This window comes from Pedobacter nyackensis (assembly GCF_032678475.1).
GTDB classification, from domain to species: domain Bacteria; phylum Bacteroidota; class Bacteroidia; order Sphingobacteriales; family Sphingobacteriaceae; genus Pedobacter; species Pedobacter nyackensis_A.
The window spans coordinates 213,491-230,174 of record NZ_JAVTSF010000002.1 but is presented as its reverse complement, the minus strand read 5'-3'; the positions used below and the strand labels follow the sequence as shown (position 1 = coordinate 230,174).

Sequence of the window (16,684 nt, the reverse complement as noted above, 5' to 3'; positions counted from 1 at the left end):
AAATTATTGACGTGATGAATAAGTTTACATTAAGCTTAAGAATGTCGCTCTCTGTGCTGTTCTGCCTGATATTAATGGCTTTCAGTACACCTGCGTTATTAGACGAACAATTCACTTATATTCAGAATAAGCTTCTGGAGCATCATGATAATGAGCATGAAGAGGCGCAGATTAAGCGCTATCAGTTAAATGTTACCAACACTGGTTTTTGCAGGTACCGCCGTTATTTTGTGAGTGGGAAGGTAGAGTATTTCTCTTTTAACCTGGTGAAGTTTAAAGATCTGGACTACTATGGTACAGATAAAAACGGCAAATTATACCTGCGTACAAAAGGGGAGGATGTAATCGTGCAGACTTACAATGACAAGAAGGGGGGGGATGTGGATAGTATGGCAACCTATATGGTTATTCCGTTAAAAAATATCGAACCTCAGGATCTTACTGATCTAACAGATCGGCTGCTTAAAATGAATGCGCAGCTACTGGTTCAAAAATAGTGTAAACCTGAGTTTCTTCATATCTGGAAGCTACAATAATCTCCGTACCGTTGGCGTGTTCTGTAAAGAGTTTTGATACCAGCTCAGGGCAATTGTTGTCTTTCGACAGGTGAGACAGCAATAAATGGGTCATGAATGATGGCTTGTGTGCGGTAAAAAGATCCAGTGCCTGTTGGTTTGATAAGTGTCCTTTCCCTCCGCTAATGCGTTTTTTTAAAAAATATGGGTATGCACTTTTTTGTAGCAGCTCATCATCATAATTGGTTTCAAGAAATGCGGCATGGCATTGTTTGAAATGATGCGTAAGTTGCGCACAAGCAGCTCCTATATCGGTAAATACACCAACTTTTGTTTCTCCGCAAGTGACCACAAAACTGCAGGGGTCTGAAGCATCGTGCAGTTTCAAGAAGCTGTTCACTAAGAGGCGGCCTATTTGTATATGCTGGTCATTTTGTAAATCCCTGATCAGGTCTGCTCTCAGGTTAAAGCGACAGCCGGCCAATGTTCCCTGATTAATGTAAACTGGTAAGTTGTATTTTGCAGACAGGGTACACAAGCCTTTAATGTGATCCGTATGCTCGTGCGAGATAAAAATAGCCTTTACTTTCTGCATAGAAAGACCTAATCGTAACATTCTTTTTTCTGTCTCTCTGCATGATATTCCGGCATCAACCAGTATTGCTTCTTCATGGTTACCCACATAGTAGCAATTCCCGTTACTGCCGGAATTTAAAGAGGCGATGAAAAGATGGTTACAATCCATTTGCCTTTGCGGTGATTTCTGCGATGTCTAATACTTTTACATTTTGGTCCTGATCTTTCATCTTCACCCCGTCGCTAAGCATGGTCATACAGAACGGACAAGAAGCCGCAATGATTTGCGGTTGTGTTTCAAGGGCTTCCTCAATTCTTTCGATATTGATGTCTTTATTCCCTTTTTCCGGCTCTTTAAACATTTGTGCACCACCAGCGCCACAACATAAACCGTTGGTTTTACAACGTTTCATTTCAACCAGCTGAGCGTCTAAAGCTTCCAGGGCTTTTCTTGGGGCTTCATACACGTCGTTTCCGCGACCTAAATAACATGGGTCATGATAAGTGATCTTTTTGCCTTTAAAACTTTCTCCACCTTCTGCTTTAAGCTTGCCTTCGTCAATCAGTTGTTGTATCAACTGGGTATGGTGGATAACGTCGTAGTTGCCTCCCAGTCCCGGATATTCATTTTTTATGGTGTTGAAACAGTGTGGACAGCCGGTAACTATTTTTTTGATGTTATAGCCGTTAAGCACTTCTATATTGGTCATGGCCTGCATCTGGAACAGGAATTCGTTTCCTGCACGCTTTGCCGGGTCACCGGTGCAGCTTTCTTCAGTGCCAAGAACTGCGTATTTCATACCCACATGGTGTAATATCTTACAAATATCACGTGTGGTTTTTTGCGCTCTTTCATCATAACTTCCGGCGCAGCCTACCCAGAATAAGATTTCTGGTTCTTCGCCTTTAGCTATCATTTCTGCCATTGTTGGCACTTCAAAGTTTAGTTGCTCGCTCATTTTTGATCTTTCAGCTTTTATCTTTAAATCTTTGTTTTCGGATTTTTAATCCTTGCTCCTTAATCTTTTATCCTTTAATCCTGCTTTGCCCAGTTGAACCTGTCGGCAGGTGAATACTTCCATGGAGCGCCATTGTTTTCAATATTTCCTAACATCGCATTGATGCTGGCTGGTGATTGTGATTCTTCCATTACAGCATATCTTCTCAGTTCGGTGATGATAGATAGTGGATCAATGTTAATTGGGCAGGCCTGTGTACAGGCATTACAGCTGGTACATGCCCATATCTCTTCTCTGCTGATGTAAGTGTCGATTAAAGATTTTCCATCGTCAAATCCGTTTCCTATATCTGTTCCGCTTTTGGCAGCTTTATCCAGGTTTCGTCCTACTTCTTCCATTCTGTCGCGGGTATCCATCATGATTTTGCGTGGAGAGAGTAGTTTTCCGGTAATGTTTGCCGGACAAACCGAAGTACACCTTCCGCACTCTGTGCAGGTATAGGCATTCATCAGGTTAACCCAGGTCAGGTCATTTACATCTTTTGCCCCAAAACGTCCAACTTCTCCTTCTGGTGGAGTAAATGAAGGATCGAGCATAGCTTTTACTTCATTGGTTACACTTTGCATGTTTGTGAATTCCCCTTTAGGCTCCAGGTTAGAGAAGTAAGTATTAGGGAAGGCAAACATGATGTGAAAGTGTTTTGAATAAGGCAGGTAGTTTAAAAAGGCGAATATGCCGATAATGTGGAACCACCAGCAGCCTCTTTCAATTGCTATTAATCCTGCTTCAGTGTTTGGTAATAAGTTTTGAAGGAACTGACTAACCGGGAAAGCCCCGGCAGCACTGTAATGGGCTGCGCCCATGGCCTGCAGTTTTCCGTCTGCCGCATTCATCAGCAGGAAGGCAGTCATCAATAAGATCTCTGTAATAAGAATATAGTTGGCATCTGACGTTGGCCAGTTTTTCATTTCCACTCCACTGAATCTTTTCAGTTTGATGATGTTTCTTCTGATTAAGAATATAACGCAGGCCAGCCATACACCAAGTGCAAGAAATTCGAAGGAGCCAATCAGTGCGTCATAAAATATACCCAGGCCACCAAATACGCGGTGTGTACCGAAGATTCCATCGATCATGATTTCGAGTACTTCGAGGTTAATGATGACAAAACCGGCATATACCACCAGGTGAAGTATAGCTGGAATAGGGCGGAAAAACATTTTTGTTTGTCCGAAAGCGACTTTCAGCATCATCATCAGCCTTTTTTTAGGCTGGTCTGACCGGTTTGTTGCTTTTCCGAAGCGGATGTTACGGATAACTTTTTTTAAGTTATAGCTAAAAAGGGCTATTGAAGCCACTGTGATGGCTATGAATAGGATTTGTGACACCATTTGAATATCTATCTTATCGTTCTGCTAAGGTAAAGTATTTCGCTTAAAAGCGTTTACTATGCAAGCATAAAGTTCGAAAATTTAGATGAGATTTAAATAAAAAGGCATTATTGTAAAATATTTTCAAAAAAGATTTTGTTCTTCAAAAACAAACACTACATTTGCACTCCCAACCGAGGGGGACATGATTAAGAAACATGTTTAAATAAGATGGTACGGTAGCTCAGTCGGTAGAGCAATGGACTGAAAATCCATGTGTCGCCGGTTCGATCCCGGCCCATACCACTGCAAAAAGCTTCAGAGAAATCTGAAGCTTTTTTGTTTTAGGTGGTTTTTGATGCATAGGGGGACGTTGCAGGTTTTTTTGGTTATTAGATATTGAAAAGACTAAAATTAAAAGAAACCCGTCCTGAGGCTTTAGTTATTCGTACACGTATGTTGTCTACCTGTATGGGATTAAATGACTGTATTCGTTTGTGTCCAACGGATGAACCTTCTGCAATTTTTATCCATTTGTTGTTTACCTGTGTTTCCAAAACATATTCTCTGATACATTCTCCCTGACGAATATCTTCTTCAATAACGATTCGGTTAATTGTCATCTTTTTTTTCAGAGAAACAGATTTACTCAATTCTTTGGAGCTGACTTTTGTCAAAGGTGTTGAATAATGGCTTTTTACAGCTTGCCCGAATTCTGTCAGGCGAGACAGATCTTCCTGCGGTACCAATCCGCTGGTATCCACAACTATGCCAATAAGCATGTTTGCATTGCGCCCAACAGTCATTTCATAATTCTTGAGCAGTTGTTCAAGGGATAACATTTTCTGGTTTTCCTTCCAGAACCAACCCCCTTGCCATCCAAGGCGTAATGGGAAATCGGCTTCTCCGGGACACCAGATCTCTCCATCGGCGTTTCCACTCATATCGTTTATCTTAATGGTGCCTGTAGCTGAACTGGTGCTGTCTGCCCGGCTCCAGTTTGGATAAGGAGCAAAGCCTTCTTCATTGCCTATCCAGCGAATCAGGTTTTTGGCTTGCACTGGTCCCTGAAAAACAATGGCATCTGGCTGTAGTTTTTTTAACAGGGGAACAATATCCGGGCCTCCATTCTCGTGGGGCATGACACCTCCGTCAAACCATATCTCGAATAGTTTACCGTAGTTTGACCACAGCTCTTTTAACTGGGTTTCGACAACGTTGTTATAATAAGCCTGAGTATAAGGAGATCCTGCGACCACTTTCCCAGGATTGTCTGCATATAAATAACCGTTAGCAGAAGCACTGGCATAAATGCCCGGTTTGATACCATATTTCTCACAAGAGGCTATAAAATCTTTTACAACATCTCCGTCGCCATTTTTCCAGGGTGAGTTTTTGACACTGTAATCATGGGCTTTTGTCGGCCATAAACTAAAACCTGAGCAATGTTTGGCTACCAATACTGCATATTTTGCGCCTGCAGCTTTTGCGGAAAGAACCCATTGATCTGTATTTAGCTTTGAAGGATTAAAAACAGTAGCAGGGGGATGAGTGCCCCACTTGCGCCAGTCGTAATCAGGTACATAATTAACTACGTCCAGATGAAATATAGCACCTATTTCGGCATTTGCCCATTCAATCTGGTCCTTGTTTGGAACAACATTTTGTGCATGTAAATGGCTGTTGATGATGCACAGCTGAAAAGCAAGGAATAGTCTAATACTTGTTTTTAGAAAAAATTGTTTAATTAACATCATGAGCTTTACCTTAAAATTTTAGTTTTTAACCAGTCTGCTTTCAATAATCATGGCACTATGTGGAGGTAATGCTTAGATTAAATACTATTTCATCTCCAAGCTAAAAATAAATATATGTGTATTTCAAAACAATGAACAATATTTCTATTTTAATGGATAATCCGATTAAACAATACAGATGTTGTCATTCCCCATTTAAAGATGAAGATAAAACAAAAATCATCGTCACGTGTATTTTAAAGTTAAGACCCTATAAAATAGGTTTATAGATGGTCCGAGTCGTCGATGTTAGGCCGCCAAGTTAATTTATTTTAAAAAAAGATTTTTATGTTCGAAAAAAGACACTAAACTTGCAGTCCCAACCGAGGGGAAGCATGATTAATAAAATCATGTTTAAATAAGATGGTACGGTAGCTCAGTCGGTAGAGCAATGGACTGAAAATCCATGTGTCGCCGGTTCGATCCCGGCCCATACCACTGCAGAAAGCTTCAGAGAAATCTGGAGCTTTTTTGTTTATATTAAAAATTGCCGGCTTTGGCAATTTTCCTACATCAACAGTACAGCTGATTTTATCAAGAGTGTTTTGTTTATCATTTATTAACTTTTTTTCGGAAATTGGAATGGAAACTTAATGATGTAATAACAGAAAAATCATTTTGCTATCTTTACTTTGTGTTTGTCTTTTCACTGCTTCAATATGATGGGGTATAGTAATGCTAAAAAAGATAAAAGTTTTTTACATTAAAAAATGTATTTTGCATTGGAATTCTAACCATGACAGATTATAAATTACAGTCAGACCAACAACTTTTGGATATGCTACGCATGGACAACCGCGTTGCTTTTGATGAAATTTATACCAGGCATTGGCCTAAGCTTTACCAAAGTATATTTAATGTTTGCAGAGACAGAGAAACCAGTGTGGACGTTTGCCAGGAAGTTTTCATCTGGTTATGGGAACACCGAAATGCTGTCAATGTCATTAGTTCTATAAAGGGGTATTTATTTGCTGCTGCCAAATATAAGTTTATCAGTTACATTCGGAAAGGAAAGGTAAAAGAAAGTGTGTTCACAAAAATTAAAGAACTGCCGGATAGTTATACGATTGAAGAAAACCTAGAAGTAAAGGAACTGCAGCATATAATCGGACAGATTACAGACAGGCTACCTGAGAAGTGCAGAGAGATCTTCAAAATGAGCCGAAATGAACAATTGAGCAATAAAGAAATTGCTGTAAGATTGGGGCTTTCTGAAAAAACTGTAGAAAACCAAATTACGATAGCCTTGAGGCGCTTAAGAGGGGCTTTAAGTCACATGAGCTGCTGGTTCTTCCTGTTTTAAAATATTTTTGAAATTCCTTTGGGGGCTAAGCCCTTCTTAAGCGCCTTACTTATAAATAGGGTAATTTATATGACTAAGGAAGAATTTCTTAAATTATTGGAAAAGGTAGAATCAGGTACTGCTTCATTGGAAGAAATATCAGCATACAACCGTTTTTACAATTATTTCCAAACGGAACAAGATTGGAATTCTTCGGAAATGGGAGATCAGCAGGAGCTGGGAAGGCTAATGCATGAGCAGATCTCTAAAGCCATTTCTAAGCCAGGCAAAATTATTGATTTCCGGTATTTCATAAAGTATGCTGCTGCGGCTGTTGCAGTAATATCTGTTGCCATGGCTGTTTACTTTTTTAATTTTAAAAAACAACCGGTACCTGTTGAACAAATGAGTTCATTAAATACTGTAAAGGATGTGCCGGCCGGAGGTAACAAGGCAACGTTAACACTTTCCAATGGTACGCTGGTCTCTCTTACAGACGCAAAAAACGGTGATTTACTGAAAGAATCTGGTATAACAGTAACTAAAACGGCCGACGGGCAGCTTACATATCAGGTAAATGGAGAATCGGGCGGGAATGCTGAAGCCGATTTTAATACGATTTCGACACCAAAAGGAGGGCAGTATCAGCTCTTATTGTCTGATGGATCAAAAGTATGGCTCAATTCAGCATCCTCGTTGAAATTCCCGACTAAATTTAAAGGGGATGTCCGTAATGTAGAGCTTATTGGTGAAGCTTATTTTGAAATCAGTAAAAATAAAAACATGCCGTTCAACGTAGTTGCAAACGGAATTAAGGTTGTTGTATTGGGGACGCATTTTAATGTGGCCGCATATAGCGGGGAAGGAGGTGTCAAAACCACATTGGTAGAAGGCTCTGTGGCACTTAATAATGGTACAGTTACTACTTTACTGAAACCGGGACAGCAAGGCCGGGCCACTTCTGCAGGCTCATTTGAGGTGACTGAGGCCGATCTGAAATCAGCTTTGGCATGGAAAAACGGATATTTTATGTTTAATAACGCTGATCTTCCTGACGTAATGCGTCAGTTGTCGCGCTGGTATGATGTGGATGTAGTTTTTGAAAACAAAGACAAGAAATACGAGTTTGTCGGAGACATTAGGAGAAGCAATAGTCTTGCGAAGGTCTTAAAGATACTGGAACTCAGTGGTATAAGGTTTGAATTAAAAGGCAGAACGCTAATTGTAAAATAAATCCAATATAAACCTCTAAATGAAACGTAATTATGAAAGAATAACTACTTAACCTCTGCAGGTTATTCCCATGTTTGCCAGTGGCAGACCATATGATAAAAACAAACCCCGATGGCGTCGGGGTCTGAAAATGTCAGGGCTAACCTAAAAATCTTGTTGACAGAAATTTAACCTTTTAACCTTAACTGTACAAAAGTATGAAAATAAACCTATGTGGTAAAATTCCCGCTATGGGAAGTTTGCCATGGAAACAAACTATCAGGGTTATGAAACTCACCATTTTCTTATTAACTGTAGGCTGTTTACATTTATCTGCTAAAGTTTTTTCGCAGCGAATAAATCTAAATGAAACCAATGTATCACTATCATCAGTGATCAAATCTATTGAGAAACAAAGTGGTTACAACTTTTTTTATGATAATAAGTTGGTAAAACCAGCCGGTAAAGTCACCGTTTCCCTGAAAGGGGCCACATTGGAAGAAGCACTTATGCAGGTCCTAAAGGGGAAGTCACTTACCTTTTCCATTTTAGACCAGTTCGTTATCCTGAAACACAAGGAGGAATCACTGATCAATTCGGTTTTTGCGACCTATGACCGGGTAACAGGAAAGGTAAGCGACGAACAGGGCTTACCAATGCCCGGTGTAAGTGTGAAAATCAAAAAAAGTACAGGTGTAGCGATAACTGATAAGGATGGGAAATACCAGATAACGGCCAAAAAAGGAGATGTCCTGGTATTTAGCTATATAGGCTATGCGCATAAAGAAGTGGCCTATACGGGAGAGACTACGATTAATGTTTCTTTGAGTGTATCGGACATATCCATGAATGAAGTGGTAGTGACGGCATACGGTAAAGTTAAAAAAAGTAGTCTTACCGATGCTGTGCAAACCATCGGTGGAGAAACATTGGAAAACAGACCGATCCGGACCATCACAGATGGATTGATTGGATTGGCTCCGGGGTTGAATATCAGAATGGTCAGCGGTGCTCCTGAGACTGCCCCTTCGATCAACATCCGGGGTTTTACTTCCATCAACAGCAGCGCTGCGCCGCTCATATTGGTAGACGGGATAGAGCGGCCACTCCAGGATGTTAACCCTAATGATGTCGAGAGCATTTCCTTGTTAAAGGATGGGGCGTCAACGGCGATCTATGGTTCACGTGCGCCATATGGGGTAATCCTCGTTACGACTAAAAGTGGTAAAGAAGGTAAAGTCTCAGTCAGTTATTCAGGGAATACAAAAATTGGTCAGCTGGTGCTTGCTCCTACTCAACCGAGCTCACCGGAATGGGCGCGCTATATCAATATTGCGCAAAGGAATGGACAGCCAAATGGAACAGGCACTGATGGTGTAGATGCTGTTACAATAGCCAGGATGGAAGCCTGGTTAAGAAAAGACTGGAATGACCCTTCATTTGATGCGTTGAGAACGCAATTTGGGGATAAAGCACAGCAATATATTGAAAACGGGCAGTTCCCAAGTGGTAACGCCGGCTTTAAAGGCTGGACCAGGGAGCAGTCTTTTGCTACGACTAAGCTTTATGATGCATATTTCAATGATCATGACATTAGTCAGCAACATAACTTGAATTTTAGTGGGGGAGCTGAAAAGATCCGTTATTTCTCCAGTTTTGGCTATAACAATACCAAAGGTTTACTTAAAGGCGATTTAAATTATAACAGAAGATATAATTTTCAAACAAAGCTCAATTACAAGGCTGCGGATTGGTTGGATTTAAGGACTGATGTAAACTACGTACGATGGGGGAACCAGGGGCCAAATTATTCGGGTAACGGAGGGGGAATCGCTAATTATGATGCCATCTTTGGCAGCATGATGCAGTACTTTGCAACTCCACTGAAAGTACCGTCAGGAAATCAGTATTCCTGGATATTGGGTGCCGCAGGTATCCTTGGAGAAGGTGGACTTATTCGTAACAGCAGGAATGAAATTGTGCTTAGTGGTGGAGCAACTGTAAAGCCTTTCAAATATTTTGAACTGAATGCAGATTACTCGAGAAGACAAAGTTATTCTGAGTACTCAAAAGTCAGCAAGATTGTGTATACAGAATTACCAGATGGTACAAAAATTCAGAACAACCGATCAGCCAATTCAAGCAGCATTACAAAAACAAATGGTATAACAGAGTATCAGCTGGCGAAATTAAGTGCACAGTATAACCGGTCGTTTGCCCAGAAACATAATTTACTCGCCCAGTTCGGAATGCAGGCCGAGGAAACTGATTTCAGGTCCTTAACGGGCAGCAAAACAGATTTGTTTGCTCAGGATGTGATAGAATCGCTTAAGGCTTCAGCAAACAATCCGCTTGCGGATGATGCCCTATACTCATGGAGCAATCTGGGATTCTATGGTGTAATCACTTATGATTATATGGAAAAATATATGATCAAGTTCGCCGGACGAAGAGATGCGAGTTCTCGCTTTTCTGCGGACTCTCGCTGGAGCTTCTTTCCTTCAGTATCCGGAGCCTGGAATGCTGCAAAAGAAAGCTTTTGGCCATTGAAGGATGTAATAACAGAATTCAAACCTCGTGTGTCCTGGTCTACATCAGGAGATCAAACCTATTTGAACCCGGATGGTTCTCCTAACTACTATACTTACTTACCTACTCTCGGTATGTCGGTTAATAAAAATACGCTTTTAGGAGGAGGATATTCCAATGTGGCTACTGCTCCAAGGCTTCTTAGCTCAACATTGACCTGGGCAAAACCTACTGTACTGAATTTTGGTTTGGATGTTTCGGCATTTAACAGAAGGCTAAACCTCACCTATGAGTGGTACCAACGTACAGTAAAGGATCAGATTGGTCCTCCAAATCCACTTCCGCAAGTATTAGGTACTGCAGCACCTGATTTAAACAATTCTGTTTCTGAAACCCGTGGCTGGGAGTTTTCTATCGGCTGGAACGATCAGGTACAGGTGGCACAGAAACCACTGAATTATTCATTGAAATTCAACATTAGCGATTACATTGGATACGTTACTGAATATTATGCAAATAAAACAGGCGTAGTGGCCGACATCTGGACAAAGGGTGAACTATTTGGTCAGAATTATGTATACGACACAAGAGGCGTCGCTCAAAATACTGCGGATCTATCTAAGGGGACATTGTCCGGAACGTATAACTATCCTGGGTATATCATGTACAACGATAAGAATGGTGATGGTTACATCAACTCAGGAAATGGGGGTTTTTGGTATAGCAGAGGTGATCTGGTTACAAACGGCTTTAACTATCCCCGTAAGTCTTATTCCATCCTGCCATCAGTTTCCTGGAACAACTTTTCTTTTTCGGCAGTTCTGGAAGGTGTAATGCACTGGCGTGTTTATAACAGTTCGGAGTGGGTATGGGGAACTAAAGCAGGCAGCGATCTGGCTTATTTCTATACACCTGCATTTGAAGAAAGTACGCGCTTAGGCTATTGGAGTCCCGATAAAAAAGATGCTTTTTTCCCTGCTTTTAATACGGGGATGGGAACTGCAACTAACAAGTATTCCTTAAATCTGGCAAACCTCAGGGTTCGGAACATTACGGTAGGTTATGAATTGCCTAAAACCTGGCTGGACAAAATCAAGTTGAAAAGGGCTAATATATATTTTAGCGGAGAAAACTTAGGGTTCATCTATTCGAAATCTTTTATAAAGTATGATCCTGAACTTTTGCGGAATGGTGTAAACGGTTATCCGCCATTACGCTACTATTCTTTTGGATTGAACCTAACCTTATAAACTAATCTATCACTTTGTACATAAATATAAACAAGATGAAAGCTTATATCAGTAAACACTGTAAGATTGTATTCGCACTTTTTGTGTTAATGAACCTTGCAGCCTGCTCCAAAGATTTTTTGGACAAAAGTCCCTTGGACGCTGTAAGTCCAAATAATTTCTTTAAAACCGCATCCGATCTTCAAATTTTTGTCAATGGATTCTATAGCCGGTTGGCTCCTCAGTATAACACACAGGGTGGTACCGGAACTACGTCCGGAGGAAATAGTAACCTGGCATTGGATGCCAATACGGATATGATGATTGTTCAGACAAGTGTGACAGGTAGTTTAAACCGATGGAGTGCATCCTCAGTTGCTGACGACTCAAATGGCAGTTGGTCGGGAGGGTATGCCAGTATCCGGTCGGATAACTATTTTCTTCAGCGTGCGAACCTAAATGCCGAAAAAACAGATGCCGCCGCTCATTATATTGGCGAGGGATATTTCTTCAGGGCCTGGGACTATTTCAGGTTGTTAAAAAATTTCGGTGGTGTGCCAATAATTACGGAGCTGCTTACTGACGCCGACCTGGAAAAACTGTATGTACCCAGAGCGTCGAGATATGAAGTTGCCAAACAAATTATAGCAGATCTGGATCTGGCGATTGCCAAATTGAGTTGGAAGGGCGAGGGACCGGCTGCTATTTCCGGTAGGATCAATAAGGAAGCTGCCTTAACATTAAAAGCAAGAGTTGCATTGTATGAAGGTACCTGGGAATATTATCATAGTAAAAAAGGAAGCCCATTTGCCATGACTGGAAAAAATGGCGTTGAGTTTCTGGAAATGATTGAGCCTACAGTATTGCAGATTATAAACAGGCACGGAACAAAAATATTTACCGCAGCGGGCGACAAAACAACTGCCTATAATCAATTATTTGCCCAAAAGAATGCAGCAAACATCGATGGGGTATTCCTTTATAAAGTTTACGATGCTGCATTGCTGGCCCTGAGCCATAACTTCTTTTTCAAAATATTGGATTCAGGCCCCTCTATTACCGACCACCTGGTTGATACCTATTTAAATAAAGATGGAACTCAACAGGTAATCTCTGCGAATTATACAAGTACCCTGAATCAGCTTGGTGCTACGCTGGATCCAAGATTCAGACAAACTGTATGGACGCCGGATAGAGGTCCGCTTAATCAATTGCAAGGTCGCGGTGGTGATGGGGATCCGTTCAGATATCCAATCATTGCCTCTCAGGCCCCATATACGAGTATTGGTTTTACTTCTACCGGGTACCGGAATTTTAAAGGAGCTGTATTGGCACAGGAAGCAACAAAAGGAGAAACCGACGATGTATTGATGCGCTACGAAGAAAGCCTGTTGACCTTAGCAGAGGCTAAAGCAATATTAGGGACAATTACCCAGGGCGATATTGACAAAACGGTAAATTTAATCAGGAGCCGGGTAGGGATGGCCCCATTGAATATGAATGCGATTCCGGCCGGAACATATAGGGAGGATCTTGGATTTGATCCTGCTTCAACACCTATCCTCAATGAAATAAGAAGAGAGCGTACTGTAGAGTTTGCGTTGGAAGGCTTTCGTTTGGACGATTTAAAAAGGTGGGCAGTATATGAAAAAGTAATCAACGGTTACCAGCCAAAAGGGGCATTATTGCAGGAGTTTCTTGATTATTACAACCGCACGCCTGCGCAAGTCTTAATTGACCAGGGATCCGACCCAACACTATATAGTCAAATCAGAAAAGATGGCTATGTTCTCAATCAGTTTAACCTGGTGAATGACAATAATGTTGGCCGCTTCGATAACGGAAGAATGAACCCATGGTTTAAAATTGCCGATTTCAGGGCAGGTGGCAGAGGACTCTATATTGATCCGGCCAGAGATTATTTAAGTTCTATTCCATTACAGCAAATCAAGCTTTATCAGGCAAATAATGCAACGCTTAGCCAAAATCCCGGATGGAATTAATTCCTTTTATATGTATCCATAAAAACTATAAGAAAATGAAACTTAAAAATAGATTGTACTTTCTAACTTTAATTCTTCTATTGGCTTTTTCATCCTGCATGAAACCCCGGGTAGAATTAGACGATACCATGTGGGGTGATAATGCATTTATTACAACTGCGGTATTATTTAGATATGACGAAGTCAAAAATCAGCTGGGCTATAATGAAGTCGTAACAGGTTATCAAAATGTAAATATATCCACAAGTTCAAACGTTGTGGATAAAGATCAGGCTACGATAAGGATTGTAACGGCAAAGGGAACAGACCTTACAAAAATTGGCATCCGGTTTTCTCACTATGCGAAAAAGATAGTGCCCCAGAATGGCGCACCTGCCGCTGGTATAGTTGCTGATTTTTCGAAAGGCCCATTTGTATATCGGTTGTATTCAGCTGATGGAACAGAACGTGACTGGACTATTTATATTTCAGTAGCACCCTAACTGTTTGTATTGCAAAAAAATGGCATACACTATAAGAGGGTTTCATTAGCTGTGATTATCCTCTTATAGTGTTATTTTTATCTGTTTTTCCCAGGAGATTTTTAAATATTAATAAATAATGAAGAAACTGAATAGAAGAGAGTTTATAAGTGGAATGCTTGCCACAGGTATTGTTTTGCAAATTCCAAGTGCTGCAATGGCCATGTTTCCCCCAAAAGCAAAAGTGGTAAAAGCCGGGCTGATTACCGATTTGCATCAGGATGTGATCCATAATGGTACCGAAAGATTGCAGGAATTTTTAGGTCACATGAAAAAAATCAAGCCTGATTTCATCATGCAATTGGGCGACTTTGCTTATCCTAATGATAAAAATAAGGAACTCATTGATCAATTCAATAATGCGAATCCGGTTGCATTACATGTGATCGGTAATCATGATACCGATTCAGGCCATACCAAAGAGCAATGTCTTCGCTACTGGAAAATGCCTGCAAGGTATTATACCAAAGAAATAGGTGGGATATGTTTTATTGTTTTAGATGGAAATGATAAAGGGTCGCCGACACGTAAGGGCGGGTATCCGGCTTATATTAACGACGAACAAAAAAACTGGTTACAAGAACAATTAAAGCAAGTCAATAAACCTATAGTTATTGTTAGTCACCAACCTTTGGCTGGAGCGCTTGCTGTGGATAATGCTGCAGAAATACAAGACATCCTGAGCTCAGCTTCAGATAAGATATTATTGGCTATAAATGGTCATACACACATTGATTGCCAGCTTTTTGTTAAGAACGTACATTATGTTCACATCAATTCTGCATCTTATTTTTGGATGGGGGATAAATACAAACACAATAGCTACACTGAAGAAATTCATCAATCTCATCCATGGATAGCTTACACATGCCCCTATCAAGATGCTTTATTTACAACCCTGACAATTGACCCTTCATCAGGTACGGTACATATTGAAGGTCGAAAAAGTAAATGGGTAGGCCAGTCTCCAAGACAATTAAACTATGTTGATGCGACAGGATTATCGGTTGGTAAAGAAATTGTACCTTCAATTAGTAAGCGGAAAATAGGTTAGTGCATCAATGGGGGACAATCTGACAAAAAAGGGATTTCAAATATAAATGTTGAACCCTTTTCTGTTCCACTTTCCACCCAGATTTTCCCCCGATGCCTGGTAATAATCTCATGACTTATGTAAAGTCCGATGCCTAATCCGGGAACATGTGTGGCAAGTTTTTCAACCCTGTAAAATCTTGCAAAAATTTGCTGTTGATCAATTGGGTCTATACCCATTCCGAAATCCTGAACAGATACGCGGATATTGTCGGAGGTTCTGTTAACCTTTATGATAACATCTTTTGAATCTGGAGCGTATTTAATCGCGTTAGAAATCAGATTAATCAACACCTGTTCTATCCTTTGCTGATCGGCCTCAATGATACATTCATTTATTTCCGATAAAAGCTTCAATTGATGGGAAGGGTTTGTTTGCTGCATAATTTCAATTACTTCAACGATAATTTGCGTAAAGTCAAAGCGGCTAAATTGAAATGGAAGCTTGCCTGTTTGTATTTTAGATACATCCAAAAGATCGGCTATTAATGATGTCAGTTTACTTAGCTGGTTCCGCGCTTTAGAAATGAGTACCTTGTTCGGGTCAGGCAAGGCCAAAGATCTTTCAATCAACTGCAGAAATGCATTGATACTTGTTATAGGGGTTTTTAATTCATGACTGGCGAGCCCGATAAATTCGTCTTTTTTAGTATTTAATGTCTTAATATCTTCATACAGTTTTTGAAGCTCAGCCTCAGCATTTTTTTGAGCACTGATATCACGGGCGATTTTTGAAGCTCCAATAACATTTCCTTTGCTGTTCCTGATTGGAGAGATTGTAAGGGAAATTGGAATTTGATGGCCATCCTTTGCTACACGAAAAGTTTCAAAGTGACTTACATTTTTATTGCTGCGGATTTTATCTATAATCAGATTTTCTTCATTTAAACGCTCTTTTGGTATTAATAAGGAGATGTGTTTACCAAGGACCTCATTTTCGGTATATCCGAATAATCTTTCTGCCGCTTTATTCCAGCTGGTGATGTTGCCATCTAAGGTTTTGCTGATTATGGCATCATCAGAGGATTCAATAATTGCGGCCAGCATGGCCTGTTTTTGTTCTGCTTGTTTTTGTTCCGTAATGTCTATTAAAGTACTTACAGCCCCGATAATTTCTCCTTTATTATTTAGAAGAGGGACAGGATTGGGTCTGATGTTTTTTTTTACCCCATCTAAAGACTGAATTATAATTTCTTCATCAATAATAGGAAGGCCTTTCTTTAATGCGCGTGACATCGGGCATTCTTCGGGGGCCATAGGACTGCCATCTGCCCAAAATATTTTTGGGAATCCACACCATAAGTCTTTTCCTATTTCTGGTGCTTTGCCCCATAGCCTCACTGCCTCCTGGTTATAAGAGTTAATATATCCTGTACTATCGCAGGTGTAAACTGCTACGGATAAACCCTCTAGTATATTGTCAACAGATGGCTCAAGCTCAGGATGAGCTTGTTTTTCTTTATTTGAGGCAATATGATCAGAATAGTTTGGCTTCATCTAATGGAATTAACTAAAGTTGAAATTACGCATTCCGAATGGGAATATCACACTTAAAGTAAGCTTAAACACTTAACCGGAATGAATAGATCACCTGGTTTAT

The 16,684-nt window shown here is 40.4% G+C and carries 12 protein-coding genes and 2 tRNA genes; 9 read left to right on the top strand and 5 right to left on the bottom strand.

Annotated features, from left to right (window positions below; genetic code table 11):
• Positions 1 to 14 precede the first annotated feature (14 nt).
• Positions 15 to 497, top strand: coding sequence for a hypothetical protein (locus R2Q84_RS08525; RefSeq protein ID WP_316816119.1), 483 nt, complete (start codon positions 15 to 17; stop codon positions 495 to 497).
• On the opposite strand, the gene R2Q84_RS08520 is transcribed toward R2Q84_RS08525, so the two are convergent.
• The 3 genes from R2Q84_RS08520 to R2Q84_RS08510 form a co-directional block, all read right to left on the bottom strand.
• The gene (locus tag R2Q84_RS08520) at positions 463 to 1,260 is read right to left on the bottom strand and encodes an MBL fold metallo-hydrolase (RefSeq protein ID WP_316816118.1); all 798 of its coding nucleotides are present in this window, start codon (positions 1,258 to 1,260) and stop codon (positions 463 to 465) included. The two genes, R2Q84_RS08525 and R2Q84_RS08520, sit on opposite strands and share 35 nt — an antisense overlap.
• Positions 1,250 to 2,050 carry a (Fe-S)-binding protein gene (locus R2Q84_RS08515; protein ID WP_316816117.1) on the bottom strand — a complete coding sequence of 267 codons (801 nt, stop codon included), beginning with the start codon at positions 2,048 to 2,050 and terminating at the stop codon, positions 1,250 to 1,252. Before R2Q84_RS08515 ends, R2Q84_RS08520 begins: the two co-directional genes overlap by 11 nt.
• Before the next feature lie 74 nt (positions 2,051 to 2,124).
• Entirely contained in the window at positions 2,125 to 3,441 is a 1,317-nt protein-coding gene (locus tag R2Q84_RS08510; protein WP_316816116.1) for a 4Fe-4S dicluster domain-containing protein, read from the bottom strand.
• Positions 3,442 to 3,653: 212 nt separating this feature from the next.
• Between R2Q84_RS08510 and R2Q84_RS08505 the strand changes: the two genes are divergently transcribed.
• Positions 3,654 to 3,726 (top strand) — tRNA-Phe (locus tag R2Q84_RS08505).
• An 86-nt stretch (positions 3,727 to 3,812) separates the two neighbouring features.
• On the opposite strand, the gene R2Q84_RS08500 is transcribed toward R2Q84_RS08505, so the two are convergent.
• Positions 3,813 to 5,177 carry an alpha-L-fucosidase gene (locus tag R2Q84_RS08500; protein WP_316816115.1) on the bottom strand — a complete coding sequence of 455 codons (1,365 nt, stop codon included), beginning with the start codon at positions 5,175 to 5,177 and terminating at the stop codon, positions 3,813 to 3,815.
• Positions 5,178 to 5,581: 404 nt separating this feature from the next.
• Between R2Q84_RS08500 and R2Q84_RS08495 the strand changes: the two genes are divergently transcribed.
• The 7 genes from R2Q84_RS08495 (at position 5,582) to R2Q84_RS08465 (ending at position 15,046) form a co-directional block, all read left to right on the top strand.
• Positions 5,582 to 5,654, top strand: a tRNA-Phe gene (locus tag R2Q84_RS08495).
• A 298-nt stretch (positions 5,655 to 5,952) separates the two neighbouring features.
• Positions 5,953 to 6,519 carry an RNA polymerase sigma-70 factor gene (locus tag R2Q84_RS08490; protein ID WP_316816114.1) on the top strand — a complete coding sequence of 189 codons (567 nt, stop codon included), beginning with the start codon at positions 5,953 to 5,955 and terminating at the stop codon, positions 6,517 to 6,519.
• A 69-nt stretch (positions 6,520 to 6,588) separates the two neighbouring features.
• Positions 6,589 to 7,731, top strand: coding sequence for a FecR family protein (locus R2Q84_RS08485; RefSeq protein ID WP_316816113.1), 1,143 nt, complete (start codon positions 6,589 to 6,591; stop codon positions 7,729 to 7,731).
• A gap of 197 nt (positions 7,732 to 7,928) precedes the next feature.
• A complete protein-coding gene (locus R2Q84_RS08480; RefSeq protein WP_316816112.1) occupies positions 7,929 to 11,489 on the top strand; it encodes a SusC/RagA family TonB-linked outer membrane protein in 3,561 nt (1,186 codons plus the stop codon).
• Positions 11,490 to 11,524: 35 nt separating this feature from the next.
• Complete coding sequence (locus tag R2Q84_RS08475; RefSeq protein ID WP_316816111.1) at positions 11,525 to 13,471, top strand: RagB/SusD family nutrient uptake outer membrane protein; 1,947 nt, start codon at positions 11,525 to 11,527, stop codon at positions 13,469 to 13,471.
• A gap of 35 nt (positions 13,472 to 13,506) precedes the next feature.
• A complete protein-coding gene (locus tag R2Q84_RS08470; protein WP_316816110.1) occupies positions 13,507 to 13,953 on the top strand; it encodes a DUF5018-related domain-containing protein in 447 nt (148 codons plus the stop codon).
• 118 nt (positions 13,954 to 14,071) lie between these two features.
• The gene (locus R2Q84_RS08465) at positions 14,072 to 15,046 is read left to right on the top strand and encodes a metallophosphoesterase family protein (protein WP_316816109.1); all 975 of its coding nucleotides are present in this window, start codon (positions 14,072 to 14,074) and stop codon (positions 15,044 to 15,046) included.
• Here R2Q84_RS08465 and R2Q84_RS08460 read toward each other — a convergent pair.
• Entirely contained in the window at positions 15,043 to 16,581 is a 1,539-nt protein-coding gene (locus tag R2Q84_RS08460; protein ID WP_316816108.1) for a PAS domain S-box protein, read from the bottom strand. The two genes, R2Q84_RS08465 and R2Q84_RS08460, sit on opposite strands and share 4 nt — an antisense overlap.
• Between the last annotated feature and the right edge of the window lie 103 nt (positions 16,582 to 16,684).